We start from the raw sequence: 19,757 nt of genomic DNA, 5'->3' as shown, positions 1-19,757 counted from the left end.
CCGGCGACTGCCGCACGCTCCTGCACCAGGCCGCGTCGCGCCCGCCCGCCGACCTGGCCACGATCGCGGGCGACCTGGCCAACGCCGGTCGCCACGAGGAGGCGGGCGAACTCCTGCGGACCCTCGCCCGGGGGCGTCCGCCCGAGGACGCCGCCGCCGTGGTCAGAGCCCGCCCCGGCCTGGCCGTTCCCGTCCTGGACGCCGCGGAGTCGGTCTCCACCTCCCGCCGCCGCGACATCGTGGCCGCCCTGCGCCGCGCGGGCCTGCCTGGCGGCTGACGCGTACGCGCGCCGCCGAACGGGTTCCCCGAGGGGGAAACGTGATCGTCTTCGCCCGGTAACGGTAGCGGTCTTGCCACAGTGGGTAGGGCGCTTCTACGTTCTTCCCCACGGCTGGGATCTACGGGCGTAGAACGGGACTACCGGCGTGAAGCTGCCACGTCTGAGGAGCTGCTCATGAGCAATGTCGTGCGTGCCGCGCTCGTCCAGGCCACCTGGACCGGCGATACGGAATCGATGATCGCGAAGCACGAGGAACACGCCCGAGCCGCCGCCGCGCAGGGCGCGAAGGTGATCGGCTTCCAGGAGGTGTTCAACGCCCCCTACTTCTGCCAGGTCCAGGAGGCCGAGCACTACCGGTGGGCGGAGCCCGTCCCCGACGGCCCGACCGTCCAGCGGATGCGGGCGCTGGCCCGCGAGACCGGCATGGTCATCGTGGTGCCGGTCTTCGAGATCGAGCAACCGGGCGTCTACTACAACACCGCGGCCGTGATCGACGCGGACGGCACCGTCCTCGGCACGTACCGCAAGCACCACATCCCGCAGGTCAACGGCTTCTGGGAGAAGTACTACTTCAAGCCGGGCAACCTCGGCTGGCCGGTCTTCGAGACCGCCGTCGGCCGGATCGGCGTCTACATCTGCTACGACCGGCACTTCCCCGAGGGCTGGCGCGCCCTGGGCCTGGCGGGCGCCCAGATCGTCTACAACCCCTCGGCCACCAGCCGCGGCCTGTCGGCGCACCTGTGGAAGCTGGAGCAGCCCGCGGCGGCCGTAGCCAACGAGTACTTCATCGCCGCGATCAACCGGGTCGGCCGCGAGGAGTACGGCGACAACGACTTCTACGGCACCAGCTACTTCGTCGACCCGCGCGGCCAGTTCGTGGACGGCACCGCCTCCGACACCAAGGAGGAACTGCTGGTCCGCGACCTGGACCTGGACCTGATCGACGAGGTCCGGCAGACCTGGGCCTTCTACCGCGACCGCAGGCCCGACGCCTACGGCGACCTGACGGAGGGCTGAGCGATGGTCACCGCCACCGAGAGCGCGCACGCCGCGCTGCACGCCCGCCACCGCGCCGTCCTGCCCGATTGGCTGGCCACCTACTACGCCCGGCCGATCGAGCTGACGCACGGCGAGGGCCGCCACGTCTGGGACGCCGAGGGCAACCGCTACCTGGACTTCTTCGGCGGCATCCTCACCACGATGACCGCGCACGCGCTGCCCGAGGTCACCGCGGCCGTCACCGAGCAGGCCGGGAAGATCCTGCACTCCTCGACGCTCTACCTCAGCCGCCAGGCCGTGGAGCTGGCCGAGCGGATCGCCCGGCTGTCCGGCATCCCCGACGCCCGGGTCTTCTTCACCACCTCGGGCACCGAGGCCAACGACACGGCCCTGCTGCTGGCCACCGCCTACCGCCGCTCCAACCAGGTGCTGGCGCTGCGCAACAGCTACCACGGCCGCTCCTTCACCTCGATCGGCATCACCGGCAACTCCGCCTGGTCGCCGACCAGCCTGTCCCCGCTCCAGACGCTGTACGTGCACGGCGGGGTGCGCAGCCGCGGACCGTACGCGCATCTGACGGACGCCGAGTTCACCGCCGCGTGCGTCGCGGACCTGGAGGACATCCTCGGCCAGGCCAACGGCACGGTCGCCGCGCTGATCGCCGAACCCGTCCAGGGCGTCGGCGGTTTCACCTCGGGTCCCGACGGGCTGCTCGCCGCCTTCAAGCGGGTCCTGGACCGGCACGGCATCCTGTGGATCACCGACGAGGTGCAGACCGGCTGGGGCCGTACCGGCGACAACTTCTGGGGCTGGCAGGCGCACAGCGGGTCCGGCGCGCCCGACATCCTCACCTTCGCCAAGGGCATCGGCAACGGCATGTCCATGGGCGGCGTGGTGGCCCGCGCCGATGTGATGAACTGCCTGAACGCCAACTCCATCTCCACCTTCGGCGGCAGCCCGATCACCACCGCGGGAGCGCTGGCGAATCTCACCTACCTCCTCGACCACGACCTCCAGGGCAACGCCCGCCGGGTCGGCGGCCTGCTCAAGGCCCGCCTCACCGCGGTCTCCGCGGGCCTGGGCATCGTCCGCGAGGTGCGCGGACGCGGCCTGATGCTCGGCGTCGAACTGGTCGAGCCGGGCACCGACACCCCGTCCCCCGCGGCGGCCTCCGCCGTACTCGAAGCGGCCCGCGCGCACGGCCTGCTGATCGGCAAGGGCGGCCTCGCGGGGAACGTCCTGCGGATCGCCCCGCCGCTCTCGCTCACCGTCGCCGAGGCCGAGGAGGGCGCCGACCTGCTGGAGGCGGCCCTGAAACAGGCGCAGAGCGAACTCGCGGACCAGTCATCGAGCGAATCCGAGGGAGGGACGGCGCAGTGACCGCGACCCGTACCGTGATCCGCGGCGGCCTCGTCATCACCGCCGCCGACGAGATGCACGCCGACGTCCTGATCGAGGGCGGCAGGATCGCCGCCCTCGCCGCCCACGACAGTGAGACGGCGGCGGGCTGGACCGCCGGCACCGTCATCGACGCCACCGGAAAATACGTCATCCCCGGCGGCGTCGACGGACACACCCACATGGAGATGCCGTTCGGCGGCACCACCGCCTCCGACACCTTCGAGACCGGCACCCGCGCCGCCGCCTGGGGCGGCACCACCACCATCGTCGACTTCGCCATCCAGGGCGTCGGGAAATCGCTCCGCTCGGGGCTCGACGCCTGGCACGCCAAGGCCGACGCGCAGTGCGCCGTCGACTACGCCTTCCACATGATCGTCTCCGACGTGAACGAGCACTCGCTCAAGGAGATGGACATCCTGGTCGAGGAGGGCGTGACCAGCTTCAAGATGTTCATGGCCTACCCCGGCGTCTTCTACAGCGACGACGGGCAGATCCTGCGCGCCATGCAGCGTGCCGCGGGCAACGGCGGCCTGACGATGATGCACGCCGAGAACGGCATCGCGATCGACGTCCTCGTCCAGCAGGCCCTCGAAGCCGGGAAGACCGACCCCCGCTACCACGGCGAGGTCAGGCACGCCCTGCTGGAGGCCGAGGCCACCCACCGCGCCATCCAGCTCGCCCGCGTCGCCGGCGCCCCGCTCTACATCGTGCACGTCTCCGCGCAGCAGGCCGTCGCCGAACTCACCGCCGCCCGCGACCTGGGCCTCAACGTCTTCGGCGAGACGTGTCCGCAGTACCTGTTCCTGTCCACCGACAACCTCGCAGAACCCGGCTTCGAGGGCGCCAAGTACGTGTGCAGTACGCCGCTGCGCCCCCGCGAGCACCAGGCCGCGCTCTGGCAGGGCCTGCGCACCAACGACCTCCAGGTGGTCTCCACCGACCACTGCCCGTTCTGCTTCACCGGGCAGAAGGACATGGGCGTCGGCGACTTCTCCAAGATCCCCAACGGCATGCCCGGCGTGGAGAACCGCATGGACCTCCTCCACCAGGGCGTCGTGGACGGGCACATCAGCCGCCGCCGCTGGATCGAGATCGCCTGCGCCACCCCGGCCCGGATGTTCGGCCTCTACCCGCGCAAGGGCACCATCGCGCCGGGCGCCGACGCCGACGTGGTGATCTACGACCCGCACGCCGAGCAGGTCATGTCCGCAGAGACCCACCACATGAACGTCGACTACTCCGCCTACGAGGGCAAGCGGACGACCGGCCGGGTCGAGACCGTGCTGTCCCGCGGTGTGCCCGTGATCGAGGACCGGTCGTACGTGGGCCGGGCCGGCCACGGCCAGTACACGCCGCGCGGCATCTGCCAGTACCTGATCTAGCCCTCAGCCTCACAGAAGGGAGCGGCGTCATGGATTTTGGCCTCGTCCTCCAGACCGATCCACCCGCCTCGAACGTCGTCGGCCTGATGCGCCGCGCCGAGCGCAACGGCTTCACGTACGGCTGGACCTTCGACTCCGCCGTGCTGTGGCAGGAGCCGTTCGTCATCCACAGCCGCATCCTCGACCACACCGACCGGCTCAAGGTCGGCACGATGGTCACCAACCCCGGCACCCGTACCTGGGAGGTGACCGCCTCCACCTTCGCCACCCTCAACTCGATGTACGGCAACCGCACGGTCTGCGGCATCGGCCGCGGCGACTCGGCGATGCGGGTCGCCGGACGCAAGCCCAACACCCTCGCGCGGGTCGGCGAGGCGATGACCGTCATCCGCGATCTCGCCGAGGGCCGCGAGGCCGTGGTCGACGGCACACCGCTGCGGCTGCCCTGGGTCGAGAACGGCGAACTGCCGGTCTGGATGGCCGCGTACGGCCCGAAGGCGCTGGCGCTGACCGGCGAGAAGGCCGACGGCTTCATCCTGCAACTCGCCGACGTCTACCTCACCGAGTGGATGGTGAAGGCGGTACGGGACGCGGCCGAGAAGGCGGGCCGTGACCCGGCCTCGGTCACCGTCTGCGTCGCCGCGCCGGCCTACGTCACGGCCGACGACTCGCCCGAAGCCCTCGCGCACGCCCGCGAACAGTGCCGCTGGTTCGGCGGCATGGTCGGCAACCACGTCGCCGACCTCGTCAGCCGCTACGGCGAACACTCCGACCTGGTGCCGGAGGAACTGACCGAGTACATCGCCCAGCGGCACGGCTACGACTACGCGCACCACGGCCGCTCGGGCAACCCCGACACCGCCTTCGTGCCCGACGAGATCGTGGACCGCTTCTGCCTGATCGGCCCGGTCGACCGGCACCTGGACAAGCTGCGGGCCCTGCGGGACCTGGGCGTCGACCAGTTCGCGGTCTACGACATGCACGACGCGAAGGAGGCGACGATCGACGCGTACGGCGAGCACATCATCCCGGTGCTGGGCTGAATCGCGCGGCCGGGGCCCGGCGCGTGGCTGACCTGGGGGAGTGGGTCCGCGGCGGCGCCGCCGCGGCTGCCCGCACCGGGGGGAGAGCCGTTGTCCACAGGGCGGGAACCGCGCGGCGCCAGGGTCTGATTGGATGGCGGCATGGGCAATGAGGTCGGTGCGGTATCGGGTGACGCGGCGGGCGTGGACGGCGCCGGCGACGGCGTGGACGACGCACTGCTCGCCGCCGTCGAGGACGTGATCAGAGCGGTGGTCGCCACCGAGGTGGTGCCGCGCTGGCGGCGGCTCGGCGACGACGACATCTCGCGCAAGAGCGGCCCGTACGACCTGGTCACCACCGCCGACCGGCGCGCGGAGGAACGGCTCACCGAAGAGCTGACCGCGCTGCTGCCCGGCTCCGTCGTGGTCGGCGAGGAGGCGGTCAGCGCCGACAGCGGCGTACTGGAACGGCTGGGCGGCGACGAACCGGTGTGGGTGGTCGACCCGGTCGACGGCACCTCCGCCTTCGTCCGCGGCGAGGACGGCTTCGCCACCCTGGTCGCCCTCGTGCACGACGGCGTACCGCTCGCCTCCTGGACGTACGCTCCGCAGCGCGGCCTGTTCGCCACCGCGCGGCGCGGCCGGGGCGCGCATCTGGACGGCGAGCGGCTGCACACCCGCACTCCCGAGGCGGGCGAGCCGCTGCGGCTGTCCACCTCCAACCCGGTCTACCGCACCGGCTACGAGCGCGACGCCCTGACCCGGCTGGACGCCTCGGGCGCGGTCTGCACCCCCTGCACCTGCGCGGGTCTGGCCTACCTGGACGTGGCCCGCGGCGCGATCGACGGCGTCGCCTTCTTCTGGGAAGCGCCCTGGGACCACGCGGCGGGACTGCTGCTCGCCACCGAGGCGGGCGGCGTCAGCCGCACGGCGTCCGGCGTGCCCTTCTCGATCCCCGGCGGCAACGAACTGCCCTTCACCCTCGCCCGCGACGAGGCCACCGCACGGCAGGTCACCGAGCTGATGGCGGCCGGAAGGTGAGCCGCGCGGTCGTGGCCGACGCCGTCGTCGTCGGCGCGGGCCCCAACGGACTGACCGCGGCGGTGGAGTTGGCCCGCGCCGGGCTCTGCGTGCAGATCTACGAGGCCGCCGACACCGTGGGCGGCGGCGCCCGCACCGAGGAGCTGACGCTGCCGGGCTTCCGGCACGACCCCTGCTCCGCCGTGCACCCCTTCGGCATCGGCTCGCCCGTCTTCGGCGCGCTGCCGCTCGCCAAGCACGGTCTGGAGTGGCTCCAGCCGGAAGTCCCGATGGCGCACCCGTTCCCCGACGGCACCGCCGCCGTCCTCGCCCGCACGGTCGGCGAGACCGCGGCCTCGCTCGGCGCGCGCGACGCGGGCGCCTACCGGCGGCTGCTCGCGCCGTACACCGGCCACTGGGACGCGCTCGCCGCGGACTTCTTCCGGCCGCAGTGGGCCGGGATACCGCGCGACCCGTACCGCTTCCTGCGGTTCGGCCTGACCGGCGCCCCGCCCGCCGCCGTCCTCGCCCAGCGGTTCCGCGATCCCAAGGCGCGGGCGCTGATCGCCGGGCTCGCCGGGCACGCGATCACCCGGCTCACCCAGCCGTTCACCGGGGCGATGGCGATGATGTTCGCGCTCGCCGCGCACGAGAACGGCTGGCCCGTCGCCCGCGGCGGCTCCCAGGCCATCTCCGACGCGCTGGCCGGGCACCTCACCGAACTGGGCGGCGTCATCCGCACCGGCGTCACCGTCCGCAAGCTCGACGAGCTGCCGCCCGCCCGCGCCTATGTCTTCGACACCTCGCCGACCGCGCTCGCCCGGATCGCCGGGCTCGGCGACGCGTACCGCGGCTACCGCTACGGCGCCTCCGTCTTCAAGATCGACTACGCGCTGGACGGGCCGGTGCCGTGGACGTCCCCCGACGCGCGGCGCGCGGGCACCGTGCACATCGGGCCCAGCTACACCGAGATCGGCGACGCCCTCAACCGGGCCGTCACCGGGCGCCCGCCGCAGACGCCCTTCCTCATCACCGCCCAGCCGTCCGTGGTCGATCCCTCCCGCGCGCCCCAGGGCAAGCACGTCTTCTGGGCCTACGGACACGTCCCCCACAACTGGCACGGCGACGCCACCGATGCCGTCGAGCGCCAGATCGAGCGCTTCGCGCCGGGCTTCCGTGACCTCGTCCTCGCCCGCGCCGTCACCGGGCCCGCCGGTCTCGCCGCCCGCAACGCCAACTATGTCGGCGGTGACATCGCCTGCGGCGCCTACTCCGGACTCCAGTCCGTCATCCGGCCCCGCCTCGCCGCCAATCCCTACACCACCATCCGCCCCAACCTCTTCCTCTGCTCCTCCGCCACCCCGCCCGGCCCCGGCGTCCACGGCATGCCCGGCCACCACGCCGCCCGCGCCGTCCTCCACCACCTCCGCCGTACCGCTCGCCGCTAACCCCGCAGCGCGGCGCCTATGCCATGGGCGGTTCGCCGATCCTTTGGGGGCGCTGGGGGCACCTCCCGGCCGAAGGCTGGGGGAGGAACTGCGCGCTCAGCCACAACGGTGGCGCGGGCGAGAAACCGGCCCCAGTGGGGCAGTCGCTGTGTGTTTTCGGGCCGCAGGCCCGGTGGGGGCTGGTCGCGCAGTTCCCCGCGCCCCCAAAAAAAGGCCCTGCGCCGGCTCGGCGCACGGAGCGGCTCGGGCTAGGGGAGGGGCAGAGCGCAGCGGGTTTCGTGGATGAGGCGGGCCGTCGAGGCCACGGTGACGGAGAGCTCGTCGGCAGAGAGCCCGCTGCGGCCCAGAAGGGCACCGACCTCCTCGGCGAACCCCGCGGGAGCCCCGGGAAGCACCGCAGCCGCGGGAAGGGCCCCCTTCTCGTTCAGGCACCACACGCGGTGCCAGGCGTGCAACGCCTGCGCGAGGACACCGAAGGCCCGCGACAGGCAGAGGGACACGTGAACATGGTCTCCGCCGGCGGCCGACTTCGCGGCGGCGGCAACCGTGAACTCCGCCTCCCACGCGGCCTCGACCAGCGCGCGCCGCAACGCCTCGGGATACACCCGCGTCTCGGCCCGGAGCGCCGCCAACTCCCCGGCGGTGTCGGCGAGTACGTGCCCGAGGGCGACCTCGCCCGGATAGCAGGGCGACCAGAAGCCGAGCGGGTGCCCCGGCTGGATGCCGACCTCGTAGCGGCCCTCGCGGCAGTCCTGCCACACCCGCCGGACGCGGTCGATGTCCCGCAGGATCCAGTCGACGGCGACCCCGTCCACGCGCAGCCACGCCCCTGCGTTGACCCACGGCCCCCACCCGCCCGGCGCGGCCACCTCCACCGGTTCCCCGGTGAACTCCCGCGCGAGCGCGGCCAACGCGGCCACATCAGGCTCGCCCCGGTAGTACACGCCGAGGTCCCAGTCCGAGTCCGCCCGGTGCGTCCCGCGCGCCCTGCTTCCCCCGAGCAGCACCCCGACCACCCCGGGCACCTCCCGAAGCGCGCGGGCCATGCCGGCTACGGGAACGTCCGGCGCGGCGGCGAGGACGTCGGGCAACGTCGGCTGATCAGCATGCATGCCGTGACGGTACGGGACGGCGGCCCGGCCCCGCGCGCCTATTTCCGCTGCCCGCGCGGTGCCCGAGGCGGTGCCCGAGGCGGTGCCTTGCCACGGTGCCGCGCCGTATCTATCCTTACTCACCAGTAAACTTACTCTGGAGTCAGGAAGGCCCGACATGGCGGCGCTCGACGATATCGACCTCGAACTCCTCGACTTCGGCTCGGTCGAGCCGAAGGAATTCGCGCGGATCGTACGGGACCTGCCGCCCCGCCGGATCGCGGAGTTCATGAACGGAGCGCAGCGCCGACGGGTCCTGGACGAGGTCTTCCACCGGATGGGCACCCTCTTCAAGCCGGAGTCGGCGGGCCGCCGCGACGCCCTGATCCGCTGGCGGATCACGGCGGGGGACGAGGCGCCCGACGTCTACGAGACGCACATCGCGAACGGCGCCTGCGCCGTCACGGCCGAGGACACCGGGCGTACGCCGCAGCTCACCCTCACGATGGCCGCGCCCGAATTCCTCAAGCTGGTCTCGGGCAACGCCTCGGGCCCGGCGCTGTTCTTCACCCGGAAGCTGAAGGTGCAGGGGGACATCCGGCTGGCCGGCGGCCTGACCTACTTCTTCGACATCCCCAAGCCCTGACCGCCCGCGGCCACGTACGCCCGTACGGCCGCGACCGCCGTCCGCTCGTACGGTCGCGGCTGCGCGTCCGGGCCGAGCACGGCGCCGGTGACCAGCCGGAACAGCAGCGCGCGGACGAGGAGTTGGGCCCACGCGGCGGGGTCGGGGACATGGCCGTCCCCGACGGGGCCGAGCGTGAGGACCGCGGGCCCCGCCCCGTACCAGAGCAGCGCGTCGACCACCACGACGGCCGCCGCCCAGTCGGCGGGGTACCAGTACGGCGGCCAGTCGATGACCGCGGGCGGCAGGCCGTCCGCGAAGAGCACGTTGCCCAGCAGATCGCCGTGCACGACCTGCGGCTCCGGTGCGGCGGACGAACCGAACGGCCGCCGCTCGGCGGCCAGTTGTGCGATGAGCGCCGCCACCTCGGCGTCGCCGTCGCCCCCGTCGTCCAGCGGCGACTCCTCCCAGGCGACCCGGGCCGCGTACGACCACGGACCCTCGCGCGCGTCGAGGAAGCCGGGGCGCGGTACGTCCGCGAGCGCCGCGTGGAAGGCGGCGGCCGTCCGCAGCACATCGGCGGGCCGCCCCGGGTCGGACCGGCCGGCCACGTACTGCCACGCCTCCCAACCGTCCGCCGTCCAGCCGCCGTTCGCCGCCCGGACCGGCCGCGCGACCCGGAAGTGCGGCGACGCGGGCAGCGCGGTCAGCACCTCGGCCCGCCACGCGGTCTCGGCCACGAGCCCGGTCGGCTTGAGCACCACCTCGCCGTCCCGCCAGGTCTGCCCCTGCCCGCCCGGCAGCGGCACCGGCCGCCCCGGCCCACCGAATGCCGCGAGCACGGCGGCCGACGGCGGGGCCGACCCGGATGGCTGTGTGGATTCGGTCATGGGGCAAGATCCTAGGTCGGGGTCACGGACCCGGCGACGCGATAACGGGGAGCGGTGGACAGCATGACGGAACCGGCAACCGAAGGCACGGACACGGCCGCGCCCCACCGCGTCCTGCGACGCGCGGCCCGCGTCGCGATCCTCGCCCCGGACGGTTCGATCTTCCTCTTCCGGTACGACAATCCGGAGGTCGGCGTCCACTGGGCGATGCCCGGCGGCGGCCTCGAAGGCGACGAGACGCACCGCGAGGGCGCGGTGCGCGAGGCGCGCGAGGAGACCGGGTGGACCGACATCGAGCCAGGTCCGCTGCTCTGCACGTGGGAGCACGACTTCACCCGCGTGGACACCCCCGTACGCCAGCACGAGCACATCTACGTGGCGTACGCACCGCACCGACCCCTGGCCGGTGACCTCGCCGAAGCGCACGGCGCGGACCGCATCCTGCACGGCCGTTGGTGGACCCCGGCCGAACTCGCAGCCACCGACGACGCGTTGTGGCCGCCGCGGCTGCCCGCGCTCCTCGCCGACCTGCGCGAGCACGGCCCGGCGGAACCCGCCCCCGACCTCGGCCACGTACCCAACGGGCCACGCCGTACGACCGGTTGACGCAAGACGTCAACTGCCGCCCGCGCGGCGGCCGTTCTCCAGCTCGACGGGACCGGCGCCCGCGGCGAGCGCGGCCAGGGCCGCGTGGATACGGCGGGCGGCACCCGGCGAGAAGTAGGAGTCGATCTCGGCGGCCGGGACCAGCTTCCAGGAGTCCAGCTCCTCCTCCTGGAGCCGTACCGCCGCCAGCCGCGTCTCGTCCAGCACGCCGCCGTCGTAGAGGTAACTGGCCAGCGGCGGCCTGCCGGGCCCCGTCACCCAGTCGACGGCGAGCAGCGGGCCCGGCTCGATGTCCAGACCGATCTCCTCCGCGCTCTCCCGGCGGGCCGCCTGCCGCGGTGTCTCGTTCCGGTCGGACTCGATGGTGCCGCCCGGCAGCGTCCAGGTCCCGTCGTCGCGGTAGTTCGGCTCGACGATGAGAATCCGGCCGTCGGCGGACCTGAAGAGGGTGTTCGCTCCCGAAATGATCTTCGGCAGCCCTGCGATGTACGTGGCGAAGTCGGTCGTCGTCATGCCGCCAACCTACGGCCACGGGCCGCGCGGCGGACTCGCGAACCGGTGGTCGCGCGGTGACACAGCGCGGTGCGGCATGGGCAGGAGACCCCGGCCGGGATAGGGTCCCACCGGCGCGATGTTCCGTTTTCGGATGGGGAGTACGACAGTGTCCGACGCTGCAACAAGATCCACGGGACGTGTGCTGATCGCCGCGGACAAGTTCAAGGGCTCGCTGACCGCGGTGCAGGTGGCCGCGCATGTCGAGGCGGGGCTGCGCAAGGGCGCGCCCGGTGTGACCGTCACCTCCGTGCCGGTCGCCGACGGCGGTGACGGCACCGTCGAGGCCGCCGTCACCGGCGGTTTCGAACGGCGCACGGTACGCGTCACCGGACCGCTGGGCGAGCCGGTCGACGCCTCGTACGCGCTGCGTGACCGTACCGCCGTGGTCGAGATGGCAGAGGCGTCCGGACTCCAGCACCTGCCGTCCGGCGTCTTCGCGCCGCTCACGGCGACCACGTACGGCACCGGCGAGCTGCTGAGGGCCGCGCTCGACGCGGGCGCCCGCACCATTGTGCTGGGCGTCGGCGGCAGCGCCACCAACGACGGCGGCGCGGGCATGCTCAGCGCGCTCGGCGCCCGGCTGCTGGACCGCGACGGCGCGCCCGTCGCGCCCGGCGGCGGCCCGCTGGCCGGGCTCGCCACCGCCGACCTGTCCGGGCTCGACCCGCGGCTGGTCGACACCGAGATCGTCCTCGCCAGCGACGTCGACAACCCGCTGCTCGGACCCAAGGGCGCAGCCGCCGTCTACGGGCCGCAGAAGGGCGCCTCCGAGGCCGATGTCGCCACGCTCGACGCCGCCCTCGGGCAGTACGTCGACGTCCTCGCCCTCGCCGAAGGTCCGACCGCCTCCGCTGCGGCCGACGCCCCCGGCGCGGGCGCCGCGGGCGGCATCGGCTACGGGGCCCTCGTCGGCCTCGGCGCCACCTTCCGGGCCGGTATCGACGTCATGCTCGACGTCCTCGGCTTTGAGGCCGCCCTCGACGGCGTCGACCTCGTCATCACCGGCGAAGGCTCCCTCGACGAGCAGACCCTGCACGGAAAGGCGCCGATCGGCGTCGCCCAGGCCGCCCGCGCCCGTGACATCGACGTCGTCGCCGTCTGCGGACGTCTCGCCCTCAGCCCCAGCGCCCTCGGCTCCGCGGGCATCCGCCGCGCCTACCCGCTCTCGTCCCTCGAACCGGACCCGGCCGTCTCCATCCCCAACGCCGGCCCTCTCCTCGAACAGCTCTCAGCCGAGCTGGCCCGCGACTTCCTGACCTAGCCCCTGCGGCCACTGGGCCGGTGCGGGCATGCGGAAACGACTGCGGCCCCTCCGCCGAGAGCGGAGGGGCCGCGGGCCGTAGGAGCACCGGGGGGCTCGCCCCCGGAGGACATGTCAGCGCAGAGCGTCGGCCCTGGCCTCACGACGATTGGCCCGCATCGTGTTGACGCGACGCGTGGTCGCGAAGCAGGGGATGACCGCCGCCGCGACGCACTGGAGGGCGGCGCCCGTCTGGAGGAGCAGGTGGCCGCCGGGGACGTCGAGGGTCCAGGCGGTCAGGCAGCCCATGCTGATGAGGATCCAGCCGAGGGTGATGACGGCGAGGCGTCCGCGCGGCTTGGGGTACTCCACGCGGCTCACCATGAGCCAGGCGATGCCGACGATGGCGACGACGGTGGGGATGAAGGGCAGCTCCAGCAGGACGACGGAGACGACCGTCATCGCCCCGAAGGGGCTGGGCATGCCCTGGAAGACACCGTCCCTGATCGTGGTGCAGGAGAAGCGGGCGAGCCGCAGCACCACGGCCAGGACGACCATCACCGCGGCGGCGGCCGACACCTTGCCGTGGGCGTCGTCGGCGACCAGACCCCAGACGACGACGAAGTAGGCGGGCGCGAGGCCGAAGCTGATCAGGTCCGAGAGATTGTCCAGCTCCGCGCCCATCGCTGAGCTGCGCAGCTTGCGCGCGACCAGCCCGTCGAAGAGGTCGAAGACGGACGCGAGCAGCATGAGCGTCACCGCCGTGGCGGCGCTGTGCTTGGACATGCCGCCGACGGTGGTGCCCATCAGGTGCGGGACCAGGACTCCGGTGGTCGTGAAGTACACGGCCATGAAGCCACAGATCGCGTTACCGAGGGTGAGCGCGTCGGCGATGGACAGCCGGGTGGACAGCGGAAGGTCGGCGACCTCGTCCTCCAGCTCGGTGACCCAGTGCGACTGCGCCTGCACCGGAGTGTGAGTATGGGCCTTTGCCTGCGTGTCGGGTTCAACCACGGTCAAGGCGAGTCACCCCAGCCGTGGTGGTCTGCCCGACCTCGACGTCGGGCTCGATGCCCTCCGGCAGGTACACATCGACCCGCGAGCCGAACCGGATCAGGCCGATCCGCTCGCCCTGTTCCACCTTGCAGCCGCGCGGCACGTACGGAACGATCCTGCGCGCCACCGCGCCGGCGATCTGCACCATCTCGACATCGCCGATCTCGGTGTCGAAGTGCCAGACCACCCGCTCGTTGTTCTCGCTCTCCTTGTTGAACGCCGGTACGTATCCGCCGGGGATGTGCTCGACGGAGGTGACCGTGCCCGCCAGGGGCGCGCGGTTCACGTGGACGTTCAGCGGGCTCATGAAGATCGCGACGCGGGTGCGGCCGTCCTTCCACGGCATGATGCTCTGCACCACACCGTCCGCCGGACAGATCACACGGCCCTGGGCGATCTCGCGCTCGGGGTCGCGGAAGAACCACAGCATGCCCGCGGCGAGCGCGGTGGCGGGGACGGCCACCGTCGCCCAGCGGCCTGAGCGGCGCGCGCGGGCAAGGCTTACCGCCGCGGTGGCGACGGTCGGGAGGAGCCACGGCGACGCTCCGCGCGCGAGTCGTACGCCGACAAGACCGTCGCGTGGTGCAGAGGAATGGCTGTGGGGCATGGAAGACCTTCGTAGCGGAGGGTGCCGCGAATTACTTCTGGGGACGGCGGCTTTAACCCGATGGTATCGGTTGACACGGGCAACTCGGCAAGCTCAAGGGCGAGTCGATGGCTGGTTCCCGTGCCGCGACGGCTCACGCAGTGTGACCTTCCCCTCGGGTAAATGTCAATAAATACGGATATTCTTCCTTCGGTTATCCCTGGAGACGGTACTCCTCCAGCAGTCGTCGCCCGATGATCATTTTCTGGATCTCGGCGGTCCCCTCGCCGATCAGCAGCATCGGCGCCTCCCGGTACAGCCGCTCGATCTCGTACTCCTTGGAGAAGCCGTAGCCGCCGTGGATGCGGAACGCGTCCTCCACTACTTCCTTGCAGAACTCCGCGGCCAGGTACTTCGCCATCCCGGCCTCCAGGTCGTTGCGCTCGCCCGAATCCTTCTTACGTGCGGCGTTGACCATCATCCGGTGCGCGGCCTCCACCTTGGTGGCCATCTCGGCGAGCTTGAACTGGATCGCCTGGTGCTGTGCGATGGGTTTGCCGAAGGTGTGCCGTTGCTGTGCGTAGCCGATGCCCAGTTCGAACGCCCGCTGTGCCACACCGCAGCCGCGCGCGGCCACATTGACCCGGCCGACCTCGACGCCGTCCATCATCTGGTAAAAACCCCGGCCGCTCTGTCCGCCGAGCACCCGGTCGGCCGGAACCCGTACGTCCTGGAGGATCAGCTCCGTGGTGTCGACGCCCTTGTAGCCCATCTTGTCGATCTTTCCGGGCACGGTGAGGCCGGGGACCGACGCGTTGGCGCCGAAGCCGGGCTCCTTCTCGATCAGGAAGGTCGTCATCGACCTGTGCGGCGGCGCGTCCTGCGGCTGCCCCTCGTCGGTCCTGCACAGCACCGCGACCAGATTCGACGAACCGCCGTTCGTCAGCCACATCTTCTGGCCGTTGACGACATACGCGTCCCCGTCGCGTACGCCCTTGGTGCGGATCGCCGACACGTCGGAGCCCAGTTCCGGCTCCGACATCGAGAAAGCGCCGCGCACGTCGCCCGCCGCCATACGCGGCAGGAAATGGTCCTTCTGCTCCTGTGTGCCGTGCTGTTTGATCATGTAGGCGACGATGAAATGGGTGTTGATGATGCCGGACACACTCATCCAGCCGCGCGCGATCTCCTCGACCGTCAGCGCGTACGTCAGCAGCGACTCGCCGAGGCCGCCGTACTCCTCGGGAATCATCAGGCCGAAGATGCCCAGTTCCTTGAGCCCTTCGACGATGTCCGTCGGATATTCGTCGCGGTGCTCCAACTCCGTGGCGACCGGCAGGATCTCCTTGTCCACGAAGGAGCGGACGGTGGAGAGGATCTCCTCCTGGACGTCGGTCAGCCCGTCGGTCTGCGCGAGGCGGCTCATGACTCAGCTCTCTCCCAGCTCGGGACGGCCGGGCTGTTCCCCGCCGCGCTCCTCGATGTACGTGGCGGTCGGCACCAGCACCTTGCGGCGGAAGACGCAGACCAGGGTGCCGTCCTGCTTGTAGCCCCTGGTCTCCACCTCGACGATGCCGCGGTCGTTCTTCGACGTCGACGGGCGCTTGCCGAGCACCGTCGTCTCGCCGTAGACCGTGTCGCCGTGGAAGGTCGGCGCCACGTGCTTCAGCGACTCGATCTCCAGATTGGCGATGGCCTTGCCCGAGACGTCGGGCACCGACATGCCGAGCAGCAGCGAGTAGACGTAGTTGCCGACGACGACATTGCGGCCGAAGTCGGTGGTCTTCTCGGCGTAGTTGGCGTCCATGTGCAGCGGATGGTGATTCATCGTGAGGAGGCAGAAGAGGTGGTCGTCGTACTCGGTGACGGTCTTTCCCGGCCAGTGCTTGTAGAGCGCACCGACCTCGAACTCCTCGTAAGTGCGGCCGAACTGCACGTCATACCTCCAGCTTTTCCAGCTTGTTCGCGAGCCGGATCTCGTCCACGATCCGGCCGATGATCCCGGTGATACCGAAGTCCTTCGGGGTGAAGACGGCCGCCACTCCGGCCGCGATCAGCGCCTTGGCGTCCGCCGAGGGGATGATCCCGCCGACGACCACGGGGATGTCGTCCACCCCGGCCCTGCGCAGCCGCTCCAGCACGTCCGGCACCAGAGCGGCGTGCGAACCTGACAGGATCGACAGACCCACGCAGTGCACGTCCTCGGCCACCGCCGCCGACACGATCTGCTCGGGTGTCAGCCTGATCCCCTGGTAGACCACCTCGAAACCGGCGTCGCGGGCGCGTACGGCGATCTGCTCCGCGCCGTTGGAGTGCCCGTCGAGACCCGGCTTGCCGACCAGCAGCCGCAGCCGTCCGCCGCCCAGCTCCTTGGCCGTCTCGGCGACTTTGCGCCGCACCTCGGCCATCGGGCTGCCCTCCTCGGCGGCCACCACGACCGGCGCGCTGCTCACCCCGGTCGGCGCCCGGAACTCACCGAACACCTCGCGCAGCGCCCACGACCACTCGCCGGTCGTCACTCCCGCCCGCGCGCACTCCAGCGTCGCGGGCATCAGATTGGCGGTGCCCGCCGCGGCCGAGCGCAGCGCGGTCAGCGCCTCCCGCGCGCGCGACTCGTCACGCGCCGCTCGCCAGTCGTGCAGCGCGGCCACCACCCGCGCCTCGTTGGCCGGGTCGACGGTCATGATGGCGGTGTCGAGGTCGGCGGTCAGCGGACTGGTCTCGGTGGACTCGTAGACGTTGACGCCGACGATCTTCTCCTCGCCGGACTCGATCCGGGCCCGGCGTTCGGCGTGCGAGGACACCAACTCCGACTTCAGGTAGCCCGATTCGACCGCCGCCATGGCGCCGCCCAGCTCCTGGATGTGCTCGATCTCGGCGGTGGCGAGCGCCACCAGCTCCTCGACCTTCGCCTCGATCACACGGCTGCCGTCGAAGATGTCCTCGTACTCCAGCAGGTCGCTCTCGTGCGCCAGCACCTGCTGGATGCGCAGGCTCCACTGCTGGTCCCAGGGCCGGGGCAGGCCCAACGCCTCGTTCCACGCCGGGAGTTGCACCGCGCGGGCGCGGGCGTCCTTGGACAGCGTGACGGCCAGCATCTCCAGCACGATCCGCTGGACGTTGTTCTCCGGCTGCGCCTCGGTCAGGCCGAGCGAGTTGACCTGCACGCCGTAGCGGAAACGGCGCTGCTTGGCGTTCTCGATGCCGTACCGCTCGCGGGTGACGGTGTCCCAGATCCGGCCGAAGGCGCGCATCTTGCACATCTCCTCGACGAACCGCACACCCGCGTTCACGAAGAAGGAGATCCGCGCGACGACGTCGCCCCTGCGCTCCTGCGGCACCTGCCCCGAGGCGAAGACCGCGTCCAGGACGGCGATCGCCGTGGACATCGCGTAGGCGATCTCCTGCACCGGCGTGGCCCCGGCCTCCTGGAGGTGGTAGCTACAGATGTTGATCGGATTCCACCTGGGGAGGTGGTTGACCGTGTACGTGATCATGTCGGTGGTCAGCCGCAGCGACGGGACCGGCGGGAAGACATGCGTCCCCCGCGACAGGTACTCCTTGACGATGTCGTTCTGCGTCGTGCCCTGGAGCGCTGTGAGGCCCTCCTCACCGAGTCCCTGTTCCTCGGCGACCACCTGGTAGAGCGCCAGCAGCCACATGGCGGTGGCGTTGATGGTCATCGAGGTGTTCATCCGCTCCAGCGGGATGTCCTGGAACAGCCGCCGCATGTCGCCGAGATGGGCGATCGGCACGCCGACCCGGCCGACCTCGCCGCGGGCCAGCACGTGGTCCGCGTCGTAGCCGGTCTGGGTCGGCAGGTCGAAGGCGACGGACAGGCCCGTCTGGCCCTTCTCCAGATTGCGCCGGTACAGCTCGTTGGACGCCTCCGCGGTCGAGTGCCCCGCGTAGGTCCGCATCAGCCACGGCCGGTCCTTGCGACGCCCTGTCATCGGGCTTCCCCGGCAGGGGAGTCGGGGACACCGGACGTCGCGTCGCGGAACAGGTTGATCGAGGGCAGGTGCTTGGCGCGCAGCTCCGGGTCGGTGACGCCCATGCCCTCCTCGGGGGCCAGCGCGAGGACGCCGACCTTGCCTTGGTGGAGATTGCGGTGCACGTCGTACGCCGCCTGCCCGGTCTCGGCCAGCGTGTACGTCCGCGACAGCGTCGGGTGGATCTTCCCCTTGGCGATCAGCCGGTTGGCCTCCCACGCCTCGCGGTAGTTGGCGAAGTGCGAGCCGACGATCCGCTTCAGGCTCATCCAGAGGTAGCGGTTGTCGTACTCGTGGGTGTAGCCGCTGGTGGACGCGCAGGTGACGATCGTGCCGCCCTTGCGGGTGACGTAGACCGAGGCGCCGAAGGTCTCGCGGCCGGGGTGCTCGAAGACGATGTCGACGTCCTCGCCGCCGGTCAGTTCGCGGATCCGGGCACCGAACCGCTTCCACTCGCGCGGGTCCTGGTGGTGCTCGTCCTTCCAGAACCGGTAGCCCTCGGCGCTGCGGTCGATGATCGCCTCCGCGCCCATCGCCCGGCAGATGTCCGCCTTCTGCGGGCTGGAGACGACGCAGATCGGGGTGGCGCCGCCCGCCAGCGCGAACTGCGTGGCGTACGAGCCGAGTCCGCCGCTCGCGCCCCAGATCAGCACGTTGTCGCCCTGCTTCATGCCCGCGCCGTTGCGCGAGACGAGCTGGCGGTAGGCCGTGGAGTTGACGAGTCCGGGCGCCGCGGCCTCCTCCCACGTGAGGTGCTCCGGCTTGGGCATGAGCTGGTTGGACTTGACCAGCGCGATCTCGGCGAGGCCGCCGAAGTTGGTCTCGAAGCCCCAGATCCGCTGCTCGGGGTCGAGCATCGTGTCGTTGTGCCCGTCGGCGGACTCCAGTTCCACGCTCAGGCAGTGCGCGACGACCCGGTCGCCGGGCTTCCAGGCGTTGACCCCGGCGCCGGTGCGCAGCACGACGCCCGCCAGGTCGGAGCCGATGACGTGGTACGGCAGGTCGTGCCGCTTGGCGAGCGGCGACATCCTGCCGTAGCGCTCGAGGAAGGAGAAGGTCGAGACCGGCTCGAAGATCGAGGTCCAGACCGAGTTGTAGTTGACCGAGCTGGCCATCACCGCCACCAGGGCCTCGCCGGGCCCGAGTTCGGGCAGCGGGACCTGGTCGAGGTGGAGCGAGGTGCGGGGGTCCTTCTCGCGGGTGGTGAGTCCGGCGAACATCTCGGCCTCGTCCTTGCGGACGGTGACGGCGCGGTAGGACTCCGGCAGCGGGAGGGCCGCGAAGTCGGCGGCCGAACTGTCCGGCGCGAGGATCGCGTCCAGGATTTCCTTCATGGTGTCTGACCTCCGGCGAAGCGTGCTGCTGCTGCGTTGACGCTTGAGGGAACGCAGGGGCGGATGGCGGGGGGTGCCGTCGTCGGTCCGGCGGGAACGGCGGTGGAACTGACCATGTGCGCGGTGGCGCGGGGATACCTGTGACGCAGGCGGGTCCGGGCCTTGGGGACAGTCGGCGTACGCGGGATATCCGTACGCCGGCCGCCCGGACTACCGTCACGGTATGGCA

At 71.4% G+C, this 19,757-nt stretch carries 18 protein-coding genes and 1 pseudogene; 10 read left to right on the top strand and 9 right to left on the bottom strand.

All coding sequences use genetic code 11. The annotated features are described in order from the left end of the window. The 7 genes and pseudogenes from BGM09_RS10735 to BGM09_RS10705 all read left to right on the top strand — a co-directional run. Positions 1-278: pseudogene (locus BGM09_RS10735) on the top strand (hypothetical protein); the annotation flags it as partial. A 177-nt stretch (positions 279-455) separates the two neighbouring features. Beyond that, the gene (locus BGM09_RS10730) at positions 456-1,298 is read left to right on the top strand and encodes a nitrilase-related carbon-nitrogen hydrolase (RefSeq protein ID WP_188281268.1); all 843 of its coding nucleotides are present in this window, start codon (positions 456-458) and stop codon (positions 1,296-1,298) included. Between the two features lie 3 nt (positions 1,299-1,301). Beyond that, a complete protein-coding gene (locus BGM09_RS10725; RefSeq protein WP_188281267.1) occupies positions 1,302-2,660 on the top strand; it encodes an aspartate aminotransferase family protein in 1,359 nt (452 codons plus the stop codon). Then, complete coding sequence (gene hydA, locus BGM09_RS10720) at positions 2,657-4,063, top strand: dihydropyrimidinase (RefSeq protein ID WP_317452638.1); 1,407 nt, start codon at positions 2,657-2,659, stop codon at positions 4,061-4,063. Before BGM09_RS10725 ends, hydA begins: the two co-directional genes overlap by 4 nt. Before the next feature lie 29 nt (positions 4,064-4,092). Next, on the top strand, positions 4,093-5,106 hold the full coding sequence (locus BGM09_RS10715; RefSeq protein ID WP_188281266.1) for a TIGR03842 family LLM class F420-dependent oxidoreductase: 1,014 nt from the start codon (positions 4,093-4,095) through the stop codon (positions 5,104-5,106). 141 nt (positions 5,107-5,247) lie between these two features. Beyond that, on the top strand, positions 5,248-6,126 hold the full coding sequence (locus BGM09_RS10710) for an inositol monophosphatase family protein (RefSeq protein ID WP_188281265.1): 879 nt from the start codon (positions 5,248-5,250) through the stop codon (positions 6,124-6,126). 11 nt (positions 6,127-6,137) lie between these two features. Beyond that, complete coding sequence (locus tag BGM09_RS10705; protein ID WP_188281272.1) at positions 6,138-7,553, top strand: phytoene desaturase family protein; 1,416 nt, start codon at positions 6,138-6,140, stop codon at positions 7,551-7,553. A gap of 248 nt (positions 7,554-7,801) precedes the next feature. Here the strand turns inward: BGM09_RS10705 and BGM09_RS10700 are convergent, their stop codons facing one another. Further along, positions 7,802-8,665 (bottom strand): nucleotidyltransferase domain-containing protein, encoded by an 864-nt coding sequence (locus BGM09_RS10700; RefSeq protein ID WP_411158287.1) that lies wholly within the window; start codon positions 8,663-8,665, stop codon positions 7,802-7,804. A 157-nt stretch (positions 8,666-8,822) separates the two neighbouring features. Between BGM09_RS10700 and BGM09_RS10695 the strand changes: the two genes are divergently transcribed. Beyond that, on the top strand, positions 8,823-9,290 hold the full coding sequence (locus tag BGM09_RS10695) for an SCP2 sterol-binding domain-containing protein (protein WP_188281264.1): 468 nt from the start codon (positions 8,823-8,825) through the stop codon (positions 9,288-9,290). Here the strand turns inward: BGM09_RS10695 and BGM09_RS10690 are convergent. Continuing rightward, complete coding sequence (locus BGM09_RS10690; RefSeq protein ID WP_188281263.1) at positions 9,263-10,159, bottom strand: TIGR02569 family protein; 897 nt, start codon at positions 10,157-10,159, stop codon at positions 9,263-9,265. The two genes, BGM09_RS10695 and BGM09_RS10690, sit on opposite strands and share 28 nt — an antisense overlap. A gap of 63 nt (positions 10,160-10,222) precedes the next feature. Between BGM09_RS10690 and BGM09_RS10685 the strand changes: the two genes are divergently transcribed. After that, positions 10,223-10,765 carry an NUDIX hydrolase gene (locus BGM09_RS10685; protein WP_188281262.1) on the top strand — a complete coding sequence of 181 codons (543 nt, stop codon included), beginning with the start codon at positions 10,223-10,225 and terminating at the stop codon, positions 10,763-10,765. 9 nt (positions 10,766-10,774) lie between these two features. Here BGM09_RS10685 and BGM09_RS10680 read toward each other — a convergent pair whose 3' ends face one another. After that, on the bottom strand, positions 10,775-11,278 hold the full coding sequence (locus BGM09_RS10680; protein WP_188281261.1) for an NUDIX domain-containing protein: 504 nt from the start codon (positions 11,276-11,278) through the stop codon (positions 10,775-10,777). 133 nt (positions 11,279-11,411) lie between these two features. On the opposite strand from BGM09_RS10680, the gene BGM09_RS10675 reads away from it, so the two are divergent. Continuing rightward, positions 11,412-12,581, top strand: coding sequence for a glycerate kinase (locus BGM09_RS10675; protein WP_188281260.1), 1,170 nt, complete (start codon positions 11,412-11,414; stop codon positions 12,579-12,581). Between the two features lie 114 nt (positions 12,582-12,695). Here BGM09_RS10675 and pssA read toward each other — a convergent pair whose 3' ends face one another. The 6 genes from pssA to ccrA form a co-directional block, all read right to left on the bottom strand. After that, a complete protein-coding gene (pssA, locus tag BGM09_RS10670) occupies positions 12,696-13,529 on the bottom strand; it encodes a CDP-diacylglycerol--serine O-phosphatidyltransferase (protein WP_188281259.1) in 834 nt (277 codons plus the stop codon). A 37-nt stretch (positions 13,530-13,566) separates the two neighbouring features. Beyond that, a complete protein-coding gene (locus BGM09_RS10665) occupies positions 13,567-14,223 on the bottom strand; it encodes a phosphatidylserine decarboxylase (RefSeq protein ID WP_188281258.1) in 657 nt (218 codons plus the stop codon). Positions 14,224-14,416: 193 nt separating this feature from the next. Next, a complete protein-coding gene (locus tag BGM09_RS10660; RefSeq protein WP_188281257.1) occupies positions 14,417-15,628 on the bottom strand; it encodes an acyl-CoA dehydrogenase family protein in 1,212 nt (403 codons plus the stop codon). A 3-nt stretch (positions 15,629-15,631) separates the two neighbouring features. After that, positions 15,632-16,138 carry a MaoC family dehydratase gene (locus BGM09_RS10655; protein ID WP_188281256.1) on the bottom strand — a complete coding sequence of 169 codons (507 nt, stop codon included), beginning with the start codon at positions 16,136-16,138 and terminating at the stop codon, positions 15,632-15,634. Between the two features lies 1 nt (position 16,139). Then, positions 16,140-18,155 (bottom strand): protein meaA, encoded by a 2,016-nt coding sequence (locus BGM09_RS10650; protein WP_188281255.1) that lies wholly within the window; start codon positions 18,153-18,155, stop codon positions 16,140-16,142. Then, a complete protein-coding gene (gene ccrA / locus BGM09_RS10645; protein ID WP_188281254.1) occupies positions 18,152-19,528 on the bottom strand; it encodes a crotonyl-CoA carboxylase/reductase in 1,377 nt (458 codons plus the stop codon). The genes BGM09_RS10650 and ccrA overlap by 4 nt, the downstream gene beginning before the upstream one ends. Between the last annotated feature and the right edge of the window lie 229 nt (positions 19,529-19,757).

The sequence above is a fragment of the Streptomyces sp. CBMA29 genome (genome assembly GCF_014596445.1).
Taxonomy (GTDB): domain Bacteria; phylum Actinomycetota; class Actinomycetes; order Streptomycetales; family Streptomycetaceae; genus Actinacidiphila.
Note: the sequence above shows the minus strand (reverse complement) of the source record. Positions and strands in the feature narration are given on the sequence as shown.

What these genes read in the sequence shown, in the direction of transcription:
- BGM09_RS10730 (WP_188281268.1), top strand. Translation starts at nt 456, where the DNA reads ATGAGCAATGTCGTGCGTGCCGCGCTCGTCCAGGCCACCTGGACCGGC.
- BGM09_RS10725 (WP_188281267.1), top strand. Translation starts at nt 1,302, where the DNA reads ATGGTCACCGCCACCGAGAGCGCGCACGCCGCGCTGCACGCCCGCCAC.
- BGM09_RS10715 (WP_188281266.1), top strand. Translation starts at nt 4,093, where the DNA reads ATGGATTTTGGCCTCGTCCTCCAGACCGATCCACCCGCCTCGAACGTC.
- BGM09_RS10710 (WP_188281265.1), top strand. Translation starts at nt 5,248, where the DNA reads ATGGGCAATGAGGTCGGTGCGGTATCGGGTGACGCGGCGGGCGTGGAC.
- BGM09_RS10700 (WP_411158287.1), bottom strand. Translation starts at nt 8,665, where the DNA reads ATGCATGCTGATCAGCCGACGTTGCCCGACGTCCTCGCCGCCGCGCCG.
- BGM09_RS10695 (WP_188281264.1), top strand. Translation starts at nt 8,823, where the DNA reads ATGGCGGCGCTCGACGATATCGACCTCGAACTCCTCGACTTCGGCTCG.
- BGM09_RS10690 (WP_188281263.1), bottom strand. Translation starts at nt 10,159, where the DNA reads ATGACCGAATCCACACAGCCATCCGGGTCGGCCCCGCCGTCGGCCGCC.
- BGM09_RS10685 (WP_188281262.1), top strand. Translation starts at nt 10,223, where the DNA reads ATGACGGAACCGGCAACCGAAGGCACGGACACGGCCGCGCCCCACCGC.
- BGM09_RS10680 (WP_188281261.1), bottom strand. Translation starts at nt 11,278, where the DNA reads ATGACGACGACCGACTTCGCCACGTACATCGCAGGGCTGCCGAAGATC.
- BGM09_RS10675 (WP_188281260.1), top strand. Translation starts at nt 11,412, where the DNA reads ATGGGGAGTACGACAGTGTCCGACGCTGCAACAAGATCCACGGGACGT.
- BGM09_RS10665 (WP_188281258.1), bottom strand. Translation starts at nt 14,223, where the DNA reads ATGCCCCACAGCCATTCCTCTGCACCACGCGACGGTCTTGTCGGCGTA.
- BGM09_RS10660 (WP_188281257.1), bottom strand. Translation starts at nt 15,628, where the DNA reads ATGAGCCGCCTCGCGCAGACCGACGGGCTGACCGACGTCCAGGAGGAG.
- BGM09_RS10650 (WP_188281255.1), bottom strand. Translation starts at nt 18,155, where the DNA reads ATGACAGGGCGTCGCAAGGACCGGCCGTGGCTGATGCGGACCTACGCG.
- ccrA (WP_188281254.1), bottom strand. Translation starts at nt 19,528, where the DNA reads ATGAAGGAAATCCTGGACGCGATCCTCGCGCCGGACAGTTCGGCCGCC.